General features: G+C 63.7%; 23 protein-coding genes and 1 tRNA gene. 13 read left to right on the top strand and 11 right to left on the bottom strand.

What is annotated here, in order from left to right:
• Positions 1 to 73: 73 nt before the first annotated feature.
• The 4 genes from tyrS (at position 74) to A8B82_RS12190 (ending at position 3,857) form a co-directional block, all read left to right on the top strand.
• Positions 74 to 1,324, top strand: coding sequence for a tyrosine--tRNA ligase (gene tyrS, locus A8B82_RS12175; protein ID WP_067292663.1), 1,251 nt, complete (start codon positions 74 to 76; stop codon positions 1,322 to 1,324).
• A 349-nt stretch (positions 1,325 to 1,673) separates the two neighbouring features.
• Positions 1,674 to 2,507: a GNAT family N-acetyltransferase gene (locus A8B82_RS12180; RefSeq protein ID WP_067292666.1), complete on the top strand. Its 834-nt coding sequence runs from the start codon at positions 1,674 to 1,676 to the stop codon at positions 2,505 to 2,507.
• 42 nt (positions 2,508 to 2,549) lie between these two features.
• Positions 2,550 to 3,305, top strand: a complete 756-nt coding sequence (locus tag A8B82_RS12185; RefSeq protein ID WP_067292669.1) for a 3-hydroxyacyl-CoA dehydrogenase — start codon at positions 2,550 to 2,552, stop codon at positions 3,303 to 3,305.
• 6 nt (positions 3,306 to 3,311) lie between these two features.
• Complete coding sequence (locus A8B82_RS12190) at positions 3,312 to 3,857, top strand: sugar O-acetyltransferase (protein WP_067292672.1); 546 nt, start codon at positions 3,312 to 3,314, stop codon at positions 3,855 to 3,857.
• Here the strand turns inward: A8B82_RS12190 and A8B82_RS12195 are convergent, their stop codons facing one another.
• The 4 genes from A8B82_RS12195 to A8B82_RS12210 form a co-directional block, all read right to left on the bottom strand.
• Complete coding sequence (locus A8B82_RS12195; protein WP_067292674.1) at positions 3,858 to 4,175, bottom strand: DMT family transporter; 318 nt, start codon at positions 4,173 to 4,175, stop codon at positions 3,858 to 3,860. It abuts the gene before it with no gap.
• Positions 4,176 to 4,223: 48 nt separating this feature from the next.
• Positions 4,224 to 6,032, bottom strand: a complete 1,809-nt coding sequence (locus A8B82_RS12200; protein WP_067292677.1) for an ABC-F family ATP-binding cassette domain-containing protein — start codon at positions 6,030 to 6,032, stop codon at positions 4,224 to 4,226.
• Between the two features lie 64 nt (positions 6,033 to 6,096).
• Positions 6,097 to 6,819 carry a GNAT family N-acetyltransferase gene (locus A8B82_RS12205; protein WP_067292679.1) on the bottom strand — a complete coding sequence of 241 codons (723 nt, stop codon included), beginning with the start codon at positions 6,817 to 6,819 and terminating at the stop codon, positions 6,097 to 6,099.
• Positions 6,820 to 6,888: 69 nt separating this feature from the next.
• A complete protein-coding gene (locus A8B82_RS12210; protein ID WP_067292681.1) occupies positions 6,889 to 7,344 on the bottom strand; it encodes an outer membrane protein assembly factor BamE in 456 nt (151 codons plus the stop codon).
• A 90-nt stretch (positions 7,345 to 7,434) separates the two neighbouring features.
• Between A8B82_RS12210 and A8B82_RS12215 the strand changes: the two genes are divergently transcribed.
• The 8 genes from A8B82_RS12215 (at position 7,435) to A8B82_RS12250 (ending at position 13,407) form a co-directional block, all read left to right on the top strand.
• The gene (locus A8B82_RS12215; protein WP_201120805.1) at positions 7,435 to 7,986 is read left to right on the top strand and encodes a YceD family protein; all 552 of its coding nucleotides are present in this window, start codon (positions 7,435 to 7,437) and stop codon (positions 7,984 to 7,986) included.
• Between the two features lie 218 nt (positions 7,987 to 8,204).
• Complete coding sequence (rpmF, locus tag A8B82_RS12220; protein WP_067292734.1) at positions 8,205 to 8,411, top strand: 50S ribosomal protein L32; 207 nt, start codon at positions 8,205 to 8,207, stop codon at positions 8,409 to 8,411.
• A 44-nt stretch (positions 8,412 to 8,455) separates the two neighbouring features.
• Complete coding sequence (gene plsX, locus A8B82_RS12225; RefSeq protein ID WP_067292684.1) at positions 8,456 to 9,532, top strand: phosphate acyltransferase PlsX; 1,077 nt, start codon at positions 8,456 to 8,458, stop codon at positions 9,530 to 9,532.
• A complete protein-coding gene (locus A8B82_RS12230; RefSeq protein WP_067292687.1) occupies positions 9,529 to 10,500 on the top strand; it encodes a beta-ketoacyl-ACP synthase III in 972 nt (323 codons plus the stop codon). Before plsX ends, A8B82_RS12230 begins: the two co-directional genes overlap by 4 nt.
• Positions 10,501 to 10,610: 110 nt before the next feature.
• Positions 10,611 to 10,913, top strand: a complete 303-nt coding sequence (ihfA, locus tag A8B82_RS12235; protein WP_067292690.1) for an integration host factor subunit alpha — start codon at positions 10,611 to 10,613, stop codon at positions 10,911 to 10,913.
• Positions 10,914 to 10,917: 4 nt separating this feature from the next.
• Entirely contained in the window at positions 10,918 to 12,111 is a 1,194-nt protein-coding gene (locus tag A8B82_RS12240; RefSeq protein WP_067292693.1) for a MerR family transcriptional regulator, read from the top strand.
• 67 nt (positions 12,112 to 12,178) lie between these two features.
• Positions 12,179 to 12,255: transfer RNA gene (locus A8B82_RS12245), tRNA-Pro, on the top strand.
• Positions 12,256 to 12,330: 75 nt separating this feature from the next.
• The gene (locus tag A8B82_RS12250) at positions 12,331 to 13,407 is read left to right on the top strand and encodes a 2'-deoxycytidine 5'-triphosphate deaminase (RefSeq protein WP_067292736.1); all 1,077 of its coding nucleotides are present in this window, start codon (positions 12,331 to 12,333) and stop codon (positions 13,405 to 13,407) included.
• 180 nt (positions 13,408 to 13,587) lie between these two features.
• On the opposite strand, the gene A8B82_RS12255 is transcribed toward A8B82_RS12250, so the two are convergent.
• From A8B82_RS12255 to A8B82_RS12285, 7 genes are all read right to left on the bottom strand, one after another.
• Positions 13,588 to 13,848 carry a hypothetical protein gene (locus tag A8B82_RS12255; RefSeq protein ID WP_067292696.1) on the bottom strand — a complete coding sequence of 87 codons (261 nt, stop codon included), beginning with the start codon at positions 13,846 to 13,848 and terminating at the stop codon, positions 13,588 to 13,590.
• Positions 13,849 to 13,935: 87 nt separating this feature from the next.
• The gene (scpB, locus tag A8B82_RS12260; RefSeq protein ID WP_443069341.1) at positions 13,936 to 14,541 is read right to left on the bottom strand and encodes an SMC-Scp complex subunit ScpB; all 606 of its coding nucleotides are present in this window, start codon (positions 14,539 to 14,541) and stop codon (positions 13,936 to 13,938) included.
• A 40-nt stretch (positions 14,542 to 14,581) separates the two neighbouring features.
• The gene (locus tag A8B82_RS12265; protein ID WP_067292701.1) at positions 14,582 to 15,379 is read right to left on the bottom strand and encodes a segregation and condensation protein A; all 798 of its coding nucleotides are present in this window, start codon (positions 15,377 to 15,379) and stop codon (positions 14,582 to 14,584) included.
• Positions 15,372 to 16,451: a beta-N-acetylhexosaminidase gene (gene nagZ / locus A8B82_RS12270; RefSeq protein WP_082899278.1), complete on the bottom strand. Its 1,080-nt coding sequence runs from the start codon at positions 16,449 to 16,451 to the stop codon at positions 15,372 to 15,374. Before nagZ ends, A8B82_RS12265 begins: the two co-directional genes overlap by 8 nt.
• Complete coding sequence (locus A8B82_RS12275; RefSeq protein ID WP_082899279.1) at positions 16,451 to 17,458, bottom strand: SPOR domain-containing protein; 1,008 nt, start codon at positions 17,456 to 17,458, stop codon at positions 16,451 to 16,453. The genes nagZ and A8B82_RS12275 overlap by 1 nt, the downstream gene beginning before the upstream one ends.
• Before the next feature lie 78 nt (positions 17,459 to 17,536).
• Positions 17,537 to 19,282, bottom strand: coding sequence for an arginine--tRNA ligase (gene argS / locus A8B82_RS12280; protein ID WP_067292703.1), 1,746 nt, complete (start codon positions 19,280 to 19,282; stop codon positions 17,537 to 17,539).
• Positions 19,283 to 19,364: 82 nt separating this feature from the next.
• Positions 19,365 to 20,564, bottom strand: coding sequence for a deoxyguanosinetriphosphate triphosphohydrolase (locus A8B82_RS12285; protein ID WP_067292706.1), 1,200 nt, complete (start codon positions 20,562 to 20,564; stop codon positions 19,365 to 19,367).
• 94 nt (positions 20,565 to 20,658) lie between these two features.
• Between A8B82_RS12285 and A8B82_RS12290 the strand changes: the two genes are divergently transcribed.
• On the top strand, positions 20,659 to 20,982 hold the full coding sequence (locus A8B82_RS12290) for a HesB/IscA family protein (protein ID WP_067292709.1): 324 nt from the start codon (positions 20,659 to 20,661) through the stop codon (positions 20,980 to 20,982).
• Positions 20,983 to 21,097: the final 115 nt, after the last annotated feature.

Here is a 21,097-nt window from a genome sequence, read left to right on the forward strand (position 1 = left end):
CCGTCCAAGGCCTTTCCCTTTGATCCTGCTGCGCCTATAGATGCCCCGCAATCCCAGCCCGAGGCAAGACATCATGACCTATCACCCCAAATCGGAGTTCATCCACACGATGATGCAACGCGGCTTTCTGGCCGATTGCACCGATTATCAGGGGCTGGACGAGGCCATGCTGAAGGGTGCGCAGCCGGGCTACATCGGTTTCGACGCCACCGCCAAATCGCTGCACGTCGGTTCGCTGATCCAGATCATGATGCTGCGCTGGTTGCAAAAGACCGGCGGCAAGCCGATCACCCTGATGGGCGGCGGCACCACCAAGGTGGGCGATCCGTCGTTCCGCGCCGATGAACGCCCGCTTCTGGGGCCAGAGCAGATTGACGACAACATCGCGGGCATCAAGCGCGTGTTCAGCGCTTACCTGAGTTATGGCGACGCCCCCACGGACGCGCTGATGATCAACAATGCCGAATGGCTGGACGGGCTGAACTACCTCGATTTCCTGCGCGACATCGGACGGCATTTCAGCATCAACCGGATGCTTTCCTTCGAATCGGTCAAATCGCGGCTGGACCGCGAGCAGAGCCTCAGCTTCCTCGAATTCAACTACATGATCCTGCAAGCCTATGATTTCATGGAGCTGCACCGCCGCTATGGCTGCATCCTGCAGATGGGCGGCAGCGATCAATGGGGCAATATCGTCAATGGCATCGACCTGACCCGCCGGGTGATTGATGGCGAGGTTTATGGCCTCACCTCACCGCTGCTGACGACCTCGGATGGCAAGAAGATGGGCAAATCCCAGTCCGGCGCGATCTGGCTGAATGGCGACATGCTGTCACCTTATGAATTCTGGCAGTTCTGGCGCAATACGACGGATGCGGATGTGGGCCGGTTCCTCAAGCTTTATACCGAGCTGCCGGTCGATGAATGCGACCGTCTGGGCGCGCTGGCGGGGTCCGAGATCAACGAGGCCAAGGTGCGGCTGGCCAATGAGGTCACCGCGCTGCTGCATGGTTCAGAAGCGGCTGCCGCTGCCGAGGCCACCGCGCGCGAGGTTTTTGAGAAGGGCGGCATTGGCGATGACCTGCCCACCCTGACGCTCTCTGCCGCCGATCTGGGGGATGGTATTTCCATCGTGCAACTGCTCGTGAAATCCGGGCTGGCAGGGTCCGGCAAGGAGGCCAAGCGCCTGATTGCCGAAAACGGCGCACGGCTGGACGATCAGCCGCTGACCAATGCGGGGCTGATACTGGATGCCAAGGCACTGGCCAGCCCGATCAAACTGTCGGCGGGGAAAAAGCGCCATGCGCTGGTGCAGATCGGCTGACGCGGCAGGTGCGGGACAGCCGCAACTTACGTTTTCACCGGTTCAGTGAAACGCCGCTGCGCCGTTGCACCACCGTCATCCTCGGGCCTGACCCGAGGACCTCGCACCCCTTTCCCCCCACCGTCATCCTCGGGCTTGACCCGAGGACCTCTTGAATTTGGGTCCTTCCTGGCAGAGATCCTCGGATCAAGTCCGAGGATGACGCCTCTGTGGTGACGTTGCCACCTCCATGGTGACGATGACACCTCTACGGTCAGGATGACGACGGCTCTTCGACCAGCCCCGCCCGTCACCCGGCCAGGCCACACGCGAAACGTGGCATTAACCATTTTCACGCTCAAATCGCGGCATGCGCGATACCGCCCCTCCAACCGACACGCCGCTGATGCAGGACCCCTCCTTTGCCGCCGCCCTGCGGCTGTGCGGCGCCTCTCCGGTGATCCTGCCCGGTGGGCTGATGATCCTGCATCGTCGCATTCTGGGTCTGCCTGTCAACATGCTGCCGCGTACAGTGCCGCCGGATGATCTGTTCGAACAGCTTGCAGCGGCAGATTTGCACCGCCATCCGCTGATCCTGTCGCCGGAGGTGCCCTGCCACTTGCCCCGCGCCCTGCGCCTGATGGCCGCGCAGCGGAGGGCCGTGCTGGACCTCTGCCCCGATCCCGGCCAGCGCATCGCCCGTCTGCATCCGAAATGGCGCAACCAGTGGCGCAAGGCGGGGCGCGCGGGCCTGCATCTGTCGCATGCACCCATGCCAGCCGATCCGAGCCACCCGCTGTTGCTGGCAGAGGCACGGCAGCGCGCGCAGCGCGGCTATGCGGGCTGGCCCCTGCCCCTGACCCGCGCCTTTGCCGCCGTGGCCCCGGCGCAGACCCGTCTGTTCACCGCCCGGCACGGGCGCCGGGTGGTGGCGCAGATGCTGTTCCTGCGCCACGGCGCCGGGGCCACCTATCACATCGGCCATACCTCTGCCGAAGGGCGCAGATGCCATGCCCACAACCTGCTGCTGATCACGGCCTGCGACTGGCTGGCCGCAAAGGGCCACCTGACCCTCGACCTTGGCCTGCTGCACCGGCGCACAGCCGGCCTGAACCGGTTCAAGCAGCGCAGCGGGGCGCGGGCGCAACCAACCGGCGGCACCTGGCTGTGCTGGCATCCTCTTGCGCACCGCCGCTGCCCATGATCATCTGACCCCCTGTTCAATTGCATATCCGGGAGGGGCCACATGCAGCTCGACACCACCGCCGCCATCATCACCGGAGGGGCCTCTGGCCTGGGCGAGGCAACCGCCCGCCACTTTGCCGCACGCGGCGCGCAGGTCACCCTGCTGGACCGCGACACCACACGCGGGCCGCAGGTCGCCGCCGAGATTGGCGGTCACTTCGCGGAAACGGATGTGACGGATGAAGAATCTGTCAAATCCGCTATCGCGCTGGCCATCCAGAAGATGGGCAAGATCACTGCCGCCGTGAACTGTGCCGGTATCGCCCTTGGCATCAAGACGCTGGGCCGCGACGGGCCGCATCCGCTGGGCGATTTCCAACGCACCATCGACATCAACCTGGTGGGCAGCTTCAACATCGCGCGGCTGGCGGCGCAGGCCATGGCAGGCAACGACCCCGAACCCGATGGCGCGCGCGGTGTGATCATCAACACCGCCTCTGTCGCCGCCTTTGACGGGCAGAAGGGCCAGGCCGCCTATGCCGCCTCCAAGGGGGGTATCGTGGGCATGACCCTGCCGATGGCCCGTGATCTGGCCAAGGAGGGCATCCGCGTGATGACCATTGCCCCCGGTATTTTCAAGACGCCGATGCTGGCGGGCTTGCCCGAAGACGTGCAGGCCAGCCTTGCCGCCGATGTGCCCAACCCCGCGCGGCTGGGCGATCCTTCGGAATACGGGCGGATGGCCGGTTTCATCGTCGAGATGGGTTATCTGAACGGCGAGGTGATCCGCCTGGACGGCGCGCTGCGGATGCGTTGAGCGGTGATGCAGACTGCGCGGGAGAAAATGGCGGCGGGCGCATGGTACTCCTGCCTTGATGCGGAGCTTGACGCCCTGCGCCGGACCGCGCGGGAGGCGGTGCATCAGCACAATCACATGGCCCCCGGTGCGCGCGAGAGCCTCAGCGCGCCGCTGCGGGGGCTTTTTGCCGCCCATGGTCCGGATTGCCTGATCGAAGCGCCGTTTCACGCCAGCTATGGCTGTCACATACACCTTGGAGCGCGGATATACATCAACGCGGGGTGCGTGATCCTGGACAGCGCGCAGGTGGTGATCGGGGATGACACGATGATCGGCCCCGGCGCGCAGATCCTTTGCGCCCAGCACCACAAGGACCCGGTCAAACGCGCGGAAGGACTGGAAATTGCCCTGCCGGTGACGATTGGCCGGAACGTCTGGATCGGTGCCGGGGCGATTGTCATGCCGGGGATCACGATCGGCGAGACCGCTATCGTCGGGGCCGGTGCCGTGGTCACCCGCGATGTAGCTGCCGGGCAGACCGTTACCGGCGTGCCGGCGCGGCCGATCTGATCAGCCGCCGGAGATTTTCAGCCCGATCACGCCGCCGACGATGGCCAGCACCGAGACCGCCTTGAGCGGGGTCATCGCCTCGCCCAGCAGCAGCGTGCCCAAAGCGACCGTCCCCAACGTCCCAAGCGCGGTCCAGACCGGATAGGCGATGGAAACCGGCAGATGTTTCATCGCAAGGGCGAGGAACCACAGGCCAAAGATGATCCCCACGATGGTCACCAGCGACGGTGTGAGCCGGGTGAAGCCATTCGACATCTTCATGCCCATCGCGAACATGACCTCGAAAACCGCCGCCAGAATAAGAAGTAGCCAAGCCATGATGTGATCCTTTCACGCCGCTCTTGCCGCCGCGCCGCCGGGCGCGGATCAGGCCTCTGCCTTGTCTTCCAGCAGCAGCCATTCCTCTTCTGCCGCGGACAGTTTTTCCTGACGTTCCACAAGGGCTTGCGTCGCCTTGTTGAACTTCACCGGCGCGCGGGTGAACAACTCGGCGTCGGCCAACAGCCCCTCCAGCTTGCCAATCTCGGCCTCCAGCCGCGCGATCTCGGCGGGCAAGGCCTCAAGCCGGTGCTTTTCGGTAAAGCTCAGGCCGGTTTTCTGCGCCTTAGCGGTCTTTTCCCGCGCCGGGGCGTCCTTTGCCTTGACCACACTTTGCGAAAAATCGTCCTGCCCGCGCTGGGACAGATAATCGGTCCAGCCCCCGGCATAGACCGTGGCGCGCCCGTCGCCTTCCATCGCGATGGTGGTGGCGGCGACACGGTCCAGGAAATCGCGGTCGTGACTGACCAGAATCACCGTGCCATCGTAGGTTTCCAGCAGTTCCTGCAAGAGGTCGAGCGTTTCCACATCCAGATCGTTGGTGGGTTCGTCCAGCACCAGCAGGTTGGACGGGCGCGCCATCAGTTTGGCCAGCAGCAGCCGCGCCTTTTCGCCCCCCGACAGGGACCGCACCGGCGCCCGCGCCTGCGCCTCGTCAAAGAGGAATTCCTTGAGATAGCCCACCACATGTTTTGGCTGGCCGCGCACCAGCACCTGATCGGCCTTGCCGCTGACGCGCATGTCCGGATCGCCGGTCAGCGAATCCCAAAGCGACATGTCACCGTCCAACTGTGCGCGCGCCTGATCGAACAGCGCCAGTTCAAGGTTGGTGCCCAGCGTGACCCGGCCCGCGTCGGGCTGCTCCGCCCCGATCATCATGTTCAGCAGTGTGGTCTTGCCCACACCATTTGGGCCGACCAGCGCAATCCGGTCGCCGCGCTGCACCTTGAGGGAAAAGTCGCGCAGAATCACCTTGTCGCCAAAGCCCTTGGCGATGCCGTCGGCCTCGATCACCTTGCGGCCCGATTTCGGGCCTGCATCCAGCGCCATTGCCGCCGTGCCCTGCCGCCTGATCTGACCGGCCCGTTCCGCGCGCAGGTCTTGCAACGCGCGCACCCGGCCCTGATTGCGCTTGCGCCGGGCCGAGATGCCCTCGACCGCCCAGCGGGCCTCTGCCTTGATCTTGCGGTTCAGCTTGTGGCGCTGGCTGTCTTCCTCTTCCCAGATCTGGTCGCGCCAGGTCTCGAAATCGCCGAACCCCTTTTCCTGTCGCCGCACCTGACCCCGGTCGATCCACAGGGTTGCGCGCGTCAATGCGCGCAGAAAGGCACGGTCGTGGCTGATGATGACAAAGGCGGTGCGCGTGGTTTTCAACTCTTCTTCCAGCCAGCCGATCGCCTCGATGTCCAGATGGTTGGTGGGCTCGTCCAGCAACATCAGTTCCGGGGCCTGCGCCATCAGCCGCGCCAGCGCCGCGCGCCGCCGTTCCCCGCCCGAGGCCGTGGCCACCGGGCGCGCGGGGTCAAACTTCAGCCCCTCGCCTGCCCGCTCGACCTTGTACATCTCGCCGGGGTCCAGCCCATGGGCGGCAAAATCGCCCAGCGTGTCAAAGCCGCTCAGATCCGGGTCCTGTTCCATATAGCCCACGGAAACGCCCGGCCCCGCGATCACCTCGCCGCTGTCGGCCTCGACCAGCCCGGCCATGACCTTCATCAGGGTGGATTTGCCCGACCCGTTGCGCCCGACCAGCGCCACCCGGTCGCCCGGTTGCACGACCAGAGACAGGTCCTCGAACACCGGATCACCACCGAAGGTGAGCGATATTTCATTCAGTTGAAGAAGGGGTGCACGTGCCATGGGCCGCTGCTAGCGTCACCTTGAGGGGAAATCAACGCCCCTCCTCTTTTTGGCCAAAAATATCCTAGACCAAGGCCCGCAACAGGCGCTTGCGGGCGGCGGGGATCGCGCCGATCTCAAGCCCGGTGAAGACGTGCAGCGTGTTCATCTGACGGTCCACCACCGCATGGTCGCTGACCCAGCCGCCCATCATCAGATAGGTCCGCAGCAAAGGCGGCATCCGCAGCATCGCCTTTTTCAGGTCAGGCTTGCGCCGCAGCCGGGCGGCAAAGCGAAAGACATCCGGGGCCTTCACGCGGGGCAGCCAGCGCTTGGGGGCCAGATGGCGCGCGCGCAGCATGGCAAAGGCGTCAAGATAGGCTTCGGTTTCCGTGCCGGCAAAGGAGGAGCAGCCAAACAGCATCTGGACCCCGCCCGCATCCACAAGGTCGGTCATCGCCGCCCAGGCGACACGCTGGATGTCGGGGTCGCGCCAGTCGGGATGCACGCAGAATCGGCCCAATTCCATCATCAGGCCTTCGTAGGATTCAAGCGCGCTGAGTTCGTAGAACTGTGCAGCATAGGACCGGGGCAGTTCCGCCCCCCGCAGGGTCAGCAGCCGATAGCAGCACACCAGCGTGCCGCTGGCAGTATCCTCGATCAGCACATGGGTGCACTGGCTGTCAAAGGCATCCACATCAAGTGCTGCATCCAGCCCGAAACAAAAGGCGCGCAACCGCTGGGCCGCCACCACATCGGCAGACCCCTCGGCGGTGCGTGCGCGGTATCGTCCCTTGTTCAGATGCATCACCGGTTCATGCTCCCCTTGCACTGCCGCCCCTGTGACGACCTGCCAAAGAGATATGACACCATGATGTCAGCCCGCCAGACCGGCCGGGTTGAAGCGTCCGATGTTGCCCAGAAGCTGCCGGATAAAGGATTTGTCGCTCACCGGCGAGGAGGTGACACGCTGGGTCAGCGGCACGACCTGCCCCTTTTCCAGGCCAAAGCGTTCGACGTTCTGCACCACGCCCTGTTCGGAGAAGCTGATTGCGACCACCTGGCGGTCGATCTCCTTGGCGGCCAGCGGACCGATGGTCCGGGTGCGCATCCGCACGTAGTAGTAACCGGAGTTGGTCAGCACACCGGAGGAGGCAGGCACGCCGATCTTTTCGGCAACCGTATCCTTGGTATCCGCACCGACCTGGATCTGCTGCAGATCCTCCTCTGGGGGGACATAACCGTGGTTGCGGTACTGCGGTGAACATGCGCCCAGGGCGAAGATCCCGGCAAGCGCCAATGCCATCACGCTGGCTTTGTTGGTCCTGTGCATCTGTCCTGCCCTCTTGCCCTTGTTTGGTCTGGCTTTATTTCGCATACACCATGGACCCCCTCCGGTTCAAGAAACGAAAACAGGCCTCTCATGTCCCCCAAGCCCCCAAGCGACACTGCCATCCGCGTCTCTGAGCTGTCCCAGAGCGCCGAAAACGGTTTTGCCCTGCGCCCCGACAAGGTGGCGCTGGAGCGGATCGCGGCAGAACTCGACCTCAGCGCCCTGCGCAAACTCAGCTTTGAAGGGCGGATCAGCCCGCTGGGCCGCAGCGACTGGCAGTTGACCGGCAGGCTGGGTGCCACGGTGGTGCAGCCCTGCGTCGTCACGCTGGCCCCTGTCACCACCCGCATCGACACGGATGTGACGCGCCAATTCGTGACCGGGTATGTCGACCCCGAGGAGCCGGAGGCCGAAATGCCCGAGGATGACAGCACCGAACCGCTGGGCCAGTGGATCGACCCCGCCATCGTCATGCAGGAGGCGCTGGCCCTGGCGGTGCCGGATTATCCCCGTGCCGAGGGGGCCGAGCCGGTGCAGATGGTCTATACCGAACCGGGCCAGGCGCCGATGACGGACGACGACGCCAAACCCTTTGCCGGGCTGGCCGATCTGAAGGCAAAGCTGAAAAAGGAAGACCCCTGAACACCGCCTTCGGTTGGTCCTTGCCGACGGGTCGGCACAACGCGAAATACCTGCTTGCATCGGGGCATTTTCGCGGTATTTTGCCGCCCTCACCCCAATTAAGGTTGGACAATGCATGGCCTCTCGCCTAAAGCGGCGTCACGCCCGATAAGGGGTCGATTGAAACACGGCTGTTTGCGCCCATGGTGCACAGCCCCGAACCGACAAAGGCACCAGACATGGCTGTCCAGCAGAATAAAGTTTCCAAGTCGCGCCGCAACAACCGCCGCGCGCACGATTCGCTCTCGGCTGCGAACCCGAACGAATGTTCCAACTGCGGCGAGCTGAAGCGCCCGCACCACATCTGTGCCGCCTGCGGTCACTACGATGATACAGAGGTGGTCGCCCTGGCAGACGAGATCGAACTGGAAGACGACGCGGCCTGAGCCGGCGCTGACTGAATTCAGATCATAAAAAGGCATTCGCACCCATGACGGCCCCGACCGATCATACCGCAGCGAAGGCCGGACGCACCCTGATATCCGTGGACGCCATGGGGGGTGATGAAGGCCCGGCAGCCGTTGTTGCCGGGTGTTCGCTGTCTGCAAAGCTCAATCCTGATATCGCCTTTGTCCTGCACGGGGACGAGGCGCAGCTGGCACCGCTGGTCGCCAAGCGGCGCGAGCTGAAAGGCCGCTGCGAGATCAGGCATGCCGCCGATGTCGTGACCATGGAGGACAAGCCGAGCCAGGTGGTACGTACCGGCAAGGACACCTCAATGTGGTCCGCGATCGAGGCGGTGCGCACGGGCGAGGCCGCCGTGGCGGTGTCCTGCGGCAATACCGGGGCGCTGATGGCGCTGTCGATGATCCGGCTCAAGAAACTGCCGGGTGTGAACAGGCCCGCCATCGCGGTGCTTTACCCGTCGTCCAACCCGCAGGGCTTCAACGTGATGCTGGACGTGGGCGCGGATGTGCGCGCCGACGCGGATGACCTGCTGCGGTTCGCGCTGATGGGAACATCCTATGCCCGCAATGGCATGGACATCGCCCGCCCCCGTGTCGGGCTGCTGAATGTCGGCACCGAAGAGCACAAGGGCCGCGCCGAGTTGAAAGAGGCCTATGACCTGATTCGCGACCAGCGCGATCAGGCCGGGTTTGAATTTGTCGGCTTTGTCGAAGGTGGCGATATCTCAGGCGATGCGGCAGACGTGATCGTGACCGACGGCTTCACCGGCAACATCGCCATCAAGACCGGCGAAGGCACCGCCAGCATGATCGGCGACCGGCTGCGCGAGGCGTTCAAATATTCGCCCCTGTCCCGGCTGGCCTCGCTGCTGGCCTATACCTCGCTGATGCGCCTGCGCCACAAGATCGACCCGCGCCGGGTCAATGGCGGCGTATTTCTCGGCCTCAATGGCACGGTGGTCAAATCACACGGCTCTGCCGATGCAACCGGCGTATCTGCGGCGATCAAGCTGGCGGCGCAGCTCTCCGAGAGCCGCTTTAACGACAAACTTGCCGCACGCGTCGCCGCCACGCTGCCGACCGAAGAGACGCCCATATGAATACCAGATCTGTTGTCATTGGCTGCGGCCACTACCTGCCTTCGCGGATTGTCGAGAATTCGGAGTTCGAGGCCACGCTGGACACCAATGATGAATGGATCAGATCCCGTTCGGGCATTGAACGGCGCCATTTTGCGGCCGATCATGAAAACACCTCGCAAATGGCCACTGCCGCTGCCCAGGCAGCGCTGGACGATGCTGGCCTTGGCGCGGACGACGTTGATGCCATCATCCTGGCGACCTCTACCCCCGATCTGACCTTTCCTTCTGCTGCAACCATGGTGCAGGCCCAACTTGGCATGACGCGCGGCTTTGCCTTTGACGTGCAGGCGGTCTGCGCGGGCTTTGTCTTTGCCCTGGCCAATGCCAACGCGCTGATCCTCTCGGGCCAGGTCTCGCGGGTTCTGGTGATCGGGTCGGAAACCTTCAGCCGCATCATGGACTGGACCGACCGTTCAACCTGCGTGCTGTTCGGTGATGGTGCGGGCGCTGTGCTGCTTGAGGCGCAGACCGGCGAGGGCACCGCGCAGGACCGTGGCATCCTCTCGACCGATCTCAACTCTGACGGGCGGCACCGCGAGCTGCTTTACGTCGACGGCGGCACCAGCACGGGCACTGTCGGCTATCTTCGGATGCAGGGCAATCAGGTGTTCCGCCACGCGGTCGGCAAGCTGGCAGCCACCGCCACGACGGCGATGGAACGTGCAGGCGTCACCGCCGGGGATGTGGACTGGATCGTGCCGCATCAGGCCAACATCCGCATCATCCAGGGCACCGCGAACAAGCTGAACCTGCCAATGTCGCAGGTGGTTGTGACGGTGCAGGACCACGGCAACACCTCGGCGGCCTCTATTCCGCTGGCGCTGTCCGTTGGCCGTGACCGTGGCCAGATCAAGCAGGACGACCTGCTGGTAATGGAGGCGATCGGCGGCGGCCTGGCCTGGGGTGCTGTCGTTCTCAGGTGGTAAGCGCCTGTTATTCTGGCGGAAATTTCCGCCGAAACAGCGCCACACAAGTCATTGATATTGACTTCTAATTCCACTGCAGCCAAAGTTGCCGAAAATAAATGGGGGATTGAATGTCGAATAAGACTTTGACGCGCATGGATCTGAGCGAAGCTGTGTTTCGCGAAGTGGGTCTATCGCGCAACGAGAGCGCGCAACTTGTCGAGTCCGTTCTGGAGCACATGTCCGACGCGCTGGTCGTCGGAGAGCAGGTCAAGATTTCGTCTTTTGGCACGTTTTCGGTCCGTGACAAGACCGCCCGCGTGGGCCGCAATCCCAAGACCGGAGAAGAAGTGCCGATCAACCCGCGCCGGGTCCTGACCTTTCGCCCATCCCATCTGATGAAAGACCGCGTCGCCGACGGCAACAAGTCCTGATCTCATGGCCAAATCGCCCGACGCGTTCCGTACCATTTCCGAAGTGGCCGACTGGCTGGGCATCCAGGCCCATGTCCTGCGGTTCTGGGAAAGCAAGTTCACGCAGGTCAAACCGATCAAGCGGGCGGGCGGACGGCGATACTATCGCCCCGGTGACATGCAACTTCTGGGCGGCATCAAGAAACTGCTGCATGACGACGGACTGACCATCAAGGGCGTTCAGAAGATCCTCCGGGAGGAAGGCATGAACCACGTCGCCGCCATGTCGGCGCCGCTGGATGAACTCACGGCCTCCCAGATAGAAGACATGCCGGAAGCCGCCGCACCGCCACCGCCGATAGCACCGGTGGAGCCGGAAAAGGGCGTTGTGCTCAGCTTTGAATCCGCGGCAGACAAAGACGTGAACAAAGCCCCGGAAGGCGTTGAAGACAAAGAAGATACAGCGCCTGAAGCCGCTGATGAGTCAATTGAGGCAGCGCAACAGCCCCCCGCCGCTGTCCCGGATGTTCCGATACCCGATGATGCGGCCAGCGCGACACCGTCAGACCCGTCCGTGCCAGCTTCGGACGTGTCCGCCGACAGGTCTGAGCCGGAGCAGCAAGACGACGCTGCGCCCGCCGGAAACGATCCCGAACCAGTCGAAGACCCCGCGCCCGTTGAAGAGGCCCCGATGGCCGAAGATGTTGCGGAGACGGAATTCGAACCGATGGCGGAGGAACCGGCAGACATACGGCAGGCCGACACCCCCGACCCGGAACCGGAAGCCCCGGAACCGGACGCCCCCGCAGCGGCCCCCGAAGACAGGCAGGCCCTGCCCGCCTTTCTGCGCCGCCCGCTGGACGGTGGCCCGGCTGACATTTCCGACAACACCCCGCCAAGGGCGACGCAGGGTGGCGAAGCGCCTGCCCCGCAGGCAGATGCCCCGCAATCAACGCCCGCCTCGCAGTCGGCCCCAGCCGACCCACCCGAAGAAATGGTGCCGCCCGCGCCGAAACCGCGTGTCCTGCCCGATCTGGCGCTGACAGCGGAACAGGACTTTGATGCGATCCCCGCCGTTCTGACCACGGCATATCGGCTGGGATCCTTGAATCGGAACAATGTCGCCAGGATTGAACCGCTGGTGGCACGGCTGACAACGCTGCGTGATTCGATGGCCGCCCGCAGGCGCAACGGCGGCAGCCCCCCGTCAAACAGCTGATCCCCATGTTCAGGGTGGCAATTCCCTCTTGCACGCCGGGCAAGATCAGGTATGAACCGCCTGAGTTCGGGCTATGGCGCAGCCTGGTAGCGCGTCCGTCTGGGGGACGGAAGGTCGCAGGTTCGAGTCCTGCTAGCCCGACCAAACAATCCGAACGCCCGCACCCCCTGTGGTTCGCGGGCGTTTGTTTTTGAAAGGCCCGACCCGATGAGCGATGTGATGCATGGCGTGATCCCCAACCAGCAGATCAGCGACATGATCGACGCAGGTCAGATCAGCGCGTCCCAACCCGTCCTTCCCGGTCAGATCCAGCCTGCCAGTCTTGATCTGCGCCTGGGCACCCGCGCCTTTCGCGTGCGCGCTTCCTTTCTGGCCGGGCGCGGCAACAGCGTCGCGGATCGGTTGAGCGAATTCCAGATGCATGAGGTTGATCTGACCCAGGGCGCGGTGCTGGAAAAAGGCTGCGTCTATCTCGTGCCGCTGATGGAGGCGCTGTCGCTGCCTGCCGGTACTTCCGCTGTGGCCAATGCCAAAAGCTCGACCGGGCGGCTTGACCTGTTGACCCGCACGATCACCGATGGCGGCACCGAATTCGACCGGATCGCGCCGGGCTACACCGGGCCGCTTTATGCCGAGATTTGCCCGCGCTCCTTTTCCGTGCTGGTGCGGCCGGGCATGCGCCTGAACCAGATCCGCTTTGGCCGGGGCGATGCGATGCTGGACGACGCGGCCCTGCGCGCCCTGCATGATCAGACCCCGCTGGTGGATGGCAAACCGGTGATCGACGACGGGCTGGGCTTTTCCGTTGATCTGAAGCTGCCTGGCACGACATTGGTGGGCTACCGGGCCAAGCCCCATACCGGCCTGATCGACCTTGATCTTATCGGCCATTACGCAGCGGCGGATTTCTGGGAAGAGGTCCACAGCACCCAAGGGCATATCATCCTTGATCCCGGCGCATTCTACATCCTCGTCAGCCGCGAGGCGGTGACGATTCCGCCGGATTTTGCCGCTGAAATGGCCCCATATCTGGCCATGGTGGGCGAATTCCGGGTGCATTACGCGGGGTTCTTCGATCCCGGGTTTGGCCATGCCGCAGCGGGTGGCACAGGCTCACGCGGCGTGCTTGAGGTCCGCTGCCACGAAGCGCCTTTTGTGCTGGAACATGGCCAGGTGGTGGGCAGGCTGATCTACGAACGGATGACCGAACGGCCCACACAGCTTTATGGCGCGGGCATCGCGTCGAACTATCAGGGACAGGGGCTGAAACTCAGCAAACATTTCAAACCTGCCTGACACCCCCGCTCTTTTAGAGCGTCCGACCTTAAACTTGAGAGACGAATACCCTGCCGCGCCTGCGGCGCTCTCGGGACATTCGTGTCACAGGATGATTCAGGTTAAAGGCCGGTCGCTATAGGCAAAAAAATATCCCTTCGCAGCATAGGCCGCGCAAGATACCCTCGCCAGTAAACCGCTTCAGAACTTCGAGAAGCGGCGCATCGCCTTCATGGATTGCTTGGCATGGCCGGTATCCTGCCGCGCCTGCCGACGGGCGCGCCGCTCCGCGCGTTCCTGGGGCGTCAACTGGCGCTGCTGCACCTGGTTGCCATCCTCGTCGATTTCGGGCTGATTGCGGCGCTTGCCGACCTTGGACGCCTGATCAAACCCGGCGTTCACGCCGCGCCGCACCAGTTGATGCATGACCTGGCGGATAATCATGTTGATAATCTGGTTCATTGACTGACCCCTCATTGCCTCGACACTCTATATAACACGTAATGCGGCGATTTTCAGGCGTAAACCGCCGAAAACCTGCAATCGGCGTCAATCCTCGAATAGCTCGCTCTGGCCTTCCGTGCTCTCTTCTTCGTCCTCGCCCTCGCCCATCAGCGGCAGGGTGCCGGGCGGTGGCCGGTTTTCCAGCAACCCGGCAGAGCGCAATTCCTTCAATCCCGGCAGATCGCGGGCGTTCTCCAGCCCGAAATGGTCAAGGAAACCTTCGGTCACGACAAATGTCACCGGACGGCCCGGTGTCATCTTGCGGCGGCCAAAGCGGATCCATTCCAGTTCCAGCAATTGGTCCACCGTGCCCCGGCTGACCGACACGCCCCTGATCTCCTCGATCTCGGCGCGGGTGACGGGCTGGTGATAGGCGATGATCGCCAAGGTCTCGATCGCGGCACGGCTCAGCTTGCGCACCTCGACGGTTTCCTTTTGCATCAGAAAGCCCAGATCCGCCGCCGTGCGCATCGCATAGCCATCGCCAACCTTGGAAACCTGAACGCCACGCCCTTCGTAGCGGCGGCGCAGATGCAGCATCGCTTCGCCCGCGTCACAGCCATGCGGCAGCCGCGCCTCCAGTTCTTTCAGCGTGATCGGCTCGAAAGTGGCGAAAAGCACCGCTTCGATCATGCGTTCTTGTTCCGCCATCGGGGGGGCTTCAAACAGGCTTTCTTCTTTTTCTTCAATATCATCCGCCACGCGGCTCATCCTTTTTTCGCAGCTGGATCGGGGCAAAACTCTCCGATTGCCGGATCTCCAGATGGCCCTCTTTGACCAGTTCGAGAGAGGCGGCAAAGGTCGAGGCCGTGGCAGAGCGGCGGCGCGCCGGGTCGCTTTCCCAGCCTTCGGGCAGATAGCTCATCAAGTCGCCCCAGTCCCCGGCATAGCCGATCAACCCCCGCATCCGTTCCAGCGCCTGTTCCATGGTAAAGACCGCGTCGCGGTCCATGACAAAGGGGCGGAATTCGTCGCGGGTGCGGATGCGTGCATAGCCCTGCATCAGGTCCAGCAGGGTGGCAGTATAGGTCACCCGGCGCACGCGCTGGACCTCGTGGGTCTGGCCGCGCGCGAAAAAATCGCGGCCCAGCTGGTCGCGGGCCATCAGCCGGGCGGCGACGTCGCGCATCGCCTGCAACCGTTCCAGCTGAAACGCCAGATGTGCGGCCAGTTCCTCGCCCGAGGGTCCTTCTTCGGTCGGGTCCGGCGGCAGCAGCAAGCGCGATTTAAGAAACGCAAGCCAGGCCGCCATGACCAGGTAATCGGCAGCCAGTTCCAGCCGCAGCGCCTTGGCCTTGTCCACAAAGGCCAGGTATTGCCGCGCCAGTTGCAGCACCGACACCTTGCGCAGATCGACTTTCTGGGTGCGGCTGAGGGTCAGCAGCAGGTCCAGCGGCCCCTCAAACCCATCCACATCGACAATCAGCGCTTCGGCGGCCCGCCTTTCGGCAACCGAAACAATATCTTCCTCGAATGTGGATTCAGCCATGCCCCGTCCCGCCCAAAAGCGCTTCAAGTTCGCTTTCCAGTGCGGGAATGTCAACGTCATCGGGGCCATTGCGCATCGACAGGGCACGCAGCGCGCGGGTCTGAGCGGCATCCGTCATCTCGCCTGCCGCCTCTGCCACCGCGATCCGGTCCGCCAGCGGCTGGTTGCAATAGAGCGCCACGTCGCAGCCCGCCGCAAGTGCGGCCCGCGTGCTGTCCACATGGCTGCCCGCCAGCGCCTTCATCGACAGGTCGTCTGTCATGATCAGGTTGTCGAAACCGATCTCTTCGCGGATCAGGGTCATGACAGCGGGTGAGCAGGTCGCAGGTTCGGCATCAATCGCGTCATAGACCAGATGCGCGGTCATCCCCATCGGCAGATCGTTCAGCGCCTTGAACGGGGCAAAGTCCACTTCTGTCAGATCCGCATGGGCGGCCCCCACGCGCGGCAGGTCAAAATGGCTGTCCATGGTGGCGCGGCCATGGCCGGGAATGTGTTTTACCACCGGCAGCACGCCGCCGTCCAGCATGCCCTGGCCTGCGGCACGCCCCAGGGTGGCGACGCGCGCCGGATCGCTGCCATAACAGCGGTTGCGCAGGAACTGGTGGGTCTGGTGGCCGGCTACATCGACCATCGGCGCGCAGTTGCTGTCGATGCCAAGGACGGCAAGCTCATCCGCGATGATGCGGTGGCGCAGGTACATTGCCCGTTCCGCGCCCTGCCCGGCGATGGCCACAAAATCGAGCGGCGGCAGCCATTCACGCCAATGCGGCGCGCGCAGGCGTTGTACGCGCCCGCCTTCCTGGTCGATGGTGATGACCGCCTCATGCCCCGCCGCTTCGCGCATCTGATCACAGAGCGCGCGAACCTGATCCGGGTTGTCGATATTGCGGGCAAACAGGATAAAGCCAAAGGGCCGCATATCGCGGAAAAACGCCTTTTCCTCGGCAGAGAGGGTCAGCCCGTCCGCGTCGAGGATTGTCGCCCCAAAGGGGCGCGTTGTTGTCGCCCCGAAGGGGCGCGTAGAGGTGTCCCCGAAGGGGCGCTTTGGAGTCGCCCCGGAGGGGGGCATCAGCGCGTCACCACCGGAATGCAATCGGCATTTTCCGCCACCAGCGCCGAACAGAAACGGCGCGCATCCGCGATGTCCTCGAACCCCATGGCACGCAGGCGATAGAACACACGCCCGCCGCTGGAGGCCTTTTGCACAACACGCTTCTTGTCACCCAGATAGGCGCTGAACCGGGTCTGTAGCTGGCCCCATTGTTCGCGCGCGACCTCGGCGCTGTCAAAGGCCCCCAGTTGCGCCAGCCGGGTCCCGGCGGGCAGGCTGGCAGGGTCCACTTCCTCGGATGCGGCATCGGCGGTCTGGGTCGTCAGCGCGGCGGGGGTGACAACCGCGCGGGTGGCGGGGCGTCTCTTGGGGCGCAGGGAATGGCGCACGCCGGGGCCGTCGATCACGCTGGCCTGACGTTCTTCGGATTCGACAACTTCGGCCACCACGTCCTGCGTGACCTCGGCCACAATCGCGTCGGTTTCATCGTCGACCTCGGCAAGCGGGGTCACACCGTTTGTCAGCTTGGCCACCAGATCATCCACGTCGCCAGATTCAAGGGCGCTTGCCACCTCATCCGCCGAGACTTCTGCCGCAGGTGCGGCGGCGGGGGTTTGCTGCTGTGGCGCATCTGTCACCATGGCCGCCTGAACAACCTGATCTTCGTCCGACAGATCGACAGGTTTGGGGGCCAGACGCAGCTGATCGGCAGGTTTGCCGGCGCTGCCCTCGGCGGCGATCACGTTGACCGACAATCCCTGATGGTCGGCCAGTTCGCCGCCCGGATCTTCGGGACGGATGCGCATTTCGCCGCTGGCCGCCCGGACCACCGGAATGCCGCTGACATCGCGGACAAGCAGTTTATACCCCCAGACCCCGATGCCCGCGACCAGCGCCAGCGACACCACCGCACCCGCCAGATTTGTCAGCTTTTTCAAGCTTCTGGCGGTTGATGTCAGACCGGAATCGGCTGCGGATTCAAAGGAGAAATCCCCCGCCATGGGGGAAGAGGTGAAATCTGCCATTTTTGCCTCACTGCCCGCGAGATACATCGCCGCGCGGGTCTGGATATGGGGTTGCCTGTCAGCGGCGTTGCTCGTGCGTTATCGCATCTCTTGCGCCGGAGTGACCCCAAGAATACCAAGACCTGCCGCAATTACAATCGCTGCGGACCGGGCAAGCGCAATTTTTGCCATCGTGGCCTTTGGGTTGTCTTCCTGCAGGAACCGCAGGGAGGGCACCTCGTTGCCCCGGTTCCACAGTCCGTGGAACTCTCCGGCCAGTTCGTAGAGATAAAAGGCAACCCGATGCGGCTCATTGGTGCGCGCGGCGGTTTCCACCAACCGGGGCCATTCGCCGATCTTGCGCAGCAAGGCAATCTCGGCCTCGTGATCCAGCAGGCTCAGGTCCGCCTGTGCCAGGGCCGCATCGTCAACCATGTTGCCTGCCTCCCCGGCCTTGCGCATCACGGAAGCCACCCGCGCATGGGCATATTGCACATAGAAGACCGGGTTCTCGCGCGACTGCTCAAGCACCTTGTCGAAATCGAAATCCAGCATCGCGTCGTTCTTGCGGGTCAGCATGACAAAACGGGTCACATCCGGCCCCACCTGATCGACCACGTCGCGCAGGGTCACGAATGTCCCTGCCCGTTTCGACATCTTGAACGGCTCGCCGTTCTTGAACAGTTTCACCAGCTGCGTCAGCTTGATGTCCAGCGGCACCTTGCCCCCCGACAGCGCCGAAACCGCCGCTTTCATCCGTTTGACATAGCCGCCGTGATCGGCGCCGAAGACGTCGATCAACAGGTCGAACCCGCGCTGCACCTTGTCATAATGGTAGGCAATGTCAGGCGCGAAATAGGTCCAGCCGCCATCGGATTTCATCACCGGGCGGTCCACGTCGTCGCCATGCTCGGTCGATTTGAACAGGGTCTGCTCGCGCGGCTCCCAATCTTCGGGTTTCTTGCCTTTTGGCGGCTCCAGCACGCCTTCATAGATCAGGCCCTTGCCCTTGAGATCGGCCAGCGCCGCCTCGATCCGGCCGGTGCCGTAAAGCGACTTTTCCGAATAGAAGACATCCATCTCGACGCCCAGTGACTTCAGGTCGGCGCGGATGAGGTCCATCATCGCATCGGTGGAAAAGTTGCGCACCTCCTCCAGCCAGAACTCCTCGCCCTTGTCGAGATAGGCCTCGCCCACCTTGTCCTTCAGCGCCTCGCCCACTGCGATCAGGTAATCGCCCGGATAGGTCCCGTCCGGAAAGGCAACCTCCTGCCCATGCGCTTCGAGGTAGCGCAGGTAGACCGAGCGCGCCAGCACATCGACCTGCGCGCCACCATCGTTGATGTAATATTCGCGGGTCAAGTCGAAACCTGCGAAATCCAGCAGGCTGGCCAGCGCGTCGCCAAAGACCGCGCCCCGCGTATGGCCCACATGCAGCGGCCCGGTGGGGTTGGCAGAGACATATTCCACGTTCACCTTGCGCCCCGCGCCAAGGCTGCCGCGGCCGAAATCGGTGCCCTCTGCCAGGACGGCACCTGCAATGCCCTGCCAGACGGACGGAGCCAGCCGCAGATTCAGGAACCCCGGCCCCGCCACCTCTGCCGAGGTGATGCGCGGATCGTCACCCAGCTTTGCGGCCAGCGCGTCGGCGATATCGCGGGGCTTCATAGACGCAGGCTTGGCCAGCACCATCGCGGCATTGGTCGCCATGTCACCATGCGCAGGATCACGCGGCGGTTCCGCCGTGATCGGGTCGGTGTTCAGCCCCTGGGGCAGGACACCATCGGCGACCAATTGGTCAAGGCAGGTCAGGATTACATCGCGGATGTCGGCAAATAGGTTCATGGGGTGTCTTTCTTGTTCGGTTCCCCATGTACCATCTGCGCGGGGCCAGTCAATCAGGCTGGCCGGTCAGCCGCTCCCTGCGTCAACCTTCGCGAACCAACCGCGCGTGCTCCTGTAATGCAAAACGGTCGGTCATGCCCGCGATATAGTCCGACACCATGCGCGCCAGCGTGGTGCGGTCCTGCGCCGCCTCCTCAATGTGGCGCGCCCAGTGGCGCGGCAACAGGTCAGGTTGCGACAGGAACAGGGGGAACAGGTCATTGACCACCTGCGTCACCTCCTCGCGCTTTTGCATCACCGACGGGGCGCGGTACATGCGCTGAAACAGGAACCTGCGGATCGCCTGCATGTCCTGCCACATCTGGTCAGAGAACCGGATCACGGGCCGGCCAAGGTGGCGAATGTCTTCGGGGCCTTGAGCGCCAGTTTCTTCAAGTACCCTGCGCGAGGTGTCGATCACATCCGCGACCATCACGCCGAACACCCGGCGCAATGCCTCGTGCCGCCGCCGGTAGCTGTCCGTGTCGGGGTAGAGCGCATCCACCTGCGCATAGGCCGCCCCGACCAGCGGCAGTTCCGCGATCTCATCCTCTGTGAACAGGCCTGCACGCAGCCCGTCATGCAGGTCGTGGTTGTTATAGGCAATGTCATCGGACAACGCCGCCACCTGCGCCTCGGCACTGGCATGGGTATGAAGTTCAAGATCATGCTGGGCGTCATATTCGGCCAGCGCATAGGGCAGCTCACCAGCCACGGGACCATCGCCCCGCAGGGGCGTCACAGGACCATCGCCCCGCAGGGGCGTCACAGGACCGTTATGTTTGGCAATGCCTTCCAGCGTGTCCCAGGTCAGGTTCAGCCCGTCGAATTCGGCATAATGGCGTTCCAGCCGGGTCACGATGCGGATTGCCTGCGCGTTGTGATCAAACCCGCCATAGGGCTCCATCAGCGCATGCAGCGCGTCCTCTCCGGTATGGCCAAAGGGCGTGTGGCCCAGATCATGCGCCAGCGCCACCGCCTCGGTCAGCTCGCCATTCAGCCGCAGCGCCCCGGCAATCGTGCGCGCCACCTGCGCCACCTCGATCGAATGGGTCAGCCGGGTGCGATAATAATCGCCCTCATGCTCCACAAAAACCTGGGTCTTGTGCTTGAGCCTGCGAAAGGCGCTGGCATGGATGATCCTGTCCCGGTCCCGCTGATAGCAGGAGCGAAAGGTGCTTTCCTCCTCCGGCACGCGCCGTCCCCGGGCGCGAGTCGGATCAGAGGCATAGGGCGCGTGCATTGGGCCGGTCCTTGTAGCCTGTCCTGTGGACTTCTATATTGGAAGCAACCGGGGATGAAAACCGGCCCAGCAATGCCCAGATCGGAGTCGTGCCATGAACCTGCCGCCCAAAGTCACCTCCCGCGCCTTTGAACGCCTCGCCGAGATCGGCGCAGGCACCCAGGGCAAGGCATTGCGCGTCGCGGTCGAAGGCGGTGGCTGTTCCGGTTTTCAGTACGACATCGCGCTGGATGAGCCCAAGGACGACGACCTGATCCTGGAAGGATCGGGGCAAAAGGTCGTGGTGGACAGCGTGTCACTGCCGTTCCTGGCCAATGCGGTGATTGATTTCTCCGAAGAACTGATCGGCGCGCGCTTCGTGATCGAGAACCCGAATGCCACCTCTGCCTGCGGCTGCGGCACGTCCTTTTCGATGTAAGGTCTTGCCCCCGCGCCTGCCAGCGCCGATGCGGCCCCCCCCTGCCCCTTGCCCCCCGGCGCCCGCTCGGCGCTAGCCCGGTCAGCCTGCAGGGAGGGCGCTGAGGCAAATTGCC

Origin of the sequence: Sulfitobacter sp. EhC04, from assembly GCF_001650875.1 — a bacterium.
Lineage (GTDB): Bacteria > Pseudomonadota > Alphaproteobacteria > Rhodobacterales > Rhodobacteraceae > Sulfitobacter.

Excerpts from the sequence above, each read along its gene's own strand:
- A8B82_RS12195 (WP_067292674.1), bottom strand. The coding sequence starts at position 4,175 with ATGGCTTGGCTACTTCTTATTCTGGCGGCGGTTTTCGAGGTCATGTTC.
- ihfA (WP_067292690.1), top strand. The coding sequence starts at position 10,611 with ATGTCGAATAAGACTTTGACGCGCATGGATCTGAGCGAAGCTGTGTTT.
- A8B82_RS12200 (WP_067292677.1), bottom strand. The coding sequence starts at position 6,032 with ATGGCACGTGCACCCCTTCTTCAACTGAATGAAATATCGCTCACCTTC.
- A8B82_RS12255 (WP_067292696.1), bottom strand. The coding sequence starts at position 13,848 with ATGAACCAGATTATCAACATGATTATCCGCCAGGTCATGCATCAACTG.
- A8B82_RS12205 (WP_067292679.1), bottom strand. The coding sequence starts at position 6,819 with ATGCATCTGAACAAGGGACGATACCGCGCACGCACCGCCGAGGGGTCT.
- A8B82_RS12250 (WP_067292736.1), top strand. The coding sequence starts at position 12,331 with ATGCATGGCGTGATCCCCAACCAGCAGATCAGCGACATGATCGACGCA.
- A8B82_RS12180 (WP_067292666.1), top strand. The coding sequence starts at position 1,674 with ATGCGCGATACCGCCCCTCCAACCGACACGCCGCTGATGCAGGACCCC.
- A8B82_RS12275 (WP_082899279.1), bottom strand. The coding sequence starts at position 17,458 with ATGGCAGATTTCACCTCTTCCCCCATGGCGGGGGATTTCTCCTTTGAA.
- A8B82_RS12265 (WP_067292701.1), bottom strand. The coding sequence starts at position 15,379 with ATGGCTGAATCCACATTCGAGGAAGATATTGTTTCGGTTGCCGAAAGG.
- scpB (WP_443069341.1), bottom strand. The coding sequence starts at position 14,541 with ATGGCGGAACAAGAACGCATGATCGAAGCGGTGCTTTTCGCCACTTTC.
- A8B82_RS12185 (WP_067292669.1), top strand. The coding sequence starts at position 2,550 with ATGCAGCTCGACACCACCGCCGCCATCATCACCGGAGGGGCCTCTGGC.
- A8B82_RS12230 (WP_067292687.1), top strand. The coding sequence starts at position 9,529 with ATGAATACCAGATCTGTTGTCATTGGCTGCGGCCACTACCTGCCTTCG.
- rpmF (WP_067292734.1), top strand. The coding sequence starts at position 8,205 with ATGGCTGTCCAGCAGAATAAAGTTTCCAAGTCGCGCCGCAACAACCGC.
- argS (WP_067292703.1), bottom strand. The coding sequence starts at position 19,282 with ATGAACCTATTTGCCGACATCCGCGATGTAATCCTGACCTGCCTTGAC.
- A8B82_RS12190 (WP_067292672.1), top strand. The coding sequence starts at position 3,312 with ATGCAGACTGCGCGGGAGAAAATGGCGGCGGGCGCATGGTACTCCTGC.
- nagZ (WP_082899278.1), bottom strand. The coding sequence starts at position 16,451 with ATGCCCCCCTCCGGGGCGACTCCAAAGCGCCCCTTCGGGGACACCTCT.
- A8B82_RS12285 (WP_067292706.1), bottom strand. The coding sequence starts at position 20,564 with ATGCACGCGCCCTATGCCTCTGATCCGACTCGCGCCCGGGGACGGCGC.
- A8B82_RS12215 (WP_201120805.1), top strand. The coding sequence starts at position 7,435 with ATGTCCCCCAAGCCCCCAAGCGACACTGCCATCCGCGTCTCTGAGCTG.
- A8B82_RS12240 (WP_067292693.1), top strand. The coding sequence starts at position 10,918 with ATGGCCAAATCGCCCGACGCGTTCCGTACCATTTCCGAAGTGGCCGAC.
- tyrS (WP_067292663.1), top strand. The coding sequence starts at position 74 with ATGACCTATCACCCCAAATCGGAGTTCATCCACACGATGATGCAACGC.
- A8B82_RS12210 (WP_067292681.1), bottom strand. The coding sequence starts at position 7,344 with ATGCACAGGACCAACAAAGCCAGCGTGATGGCATTGGCGCTTGCCGGG.
- plsX (WP_067292684.1), top strand. The coding sequence starts at position 8,456 with ATGACGGCCCCGACCGATCATACCGCAGCGAAGGCCGGACGCACCCTG.
- A8B82_RS12290 (WP_067292709.1), top strand. The coding sequence starts at position 20,659 with ATGAACCTGCCGCCCAAAGTCACCTCCCGCGCCTTTGAACGCCTCGCC.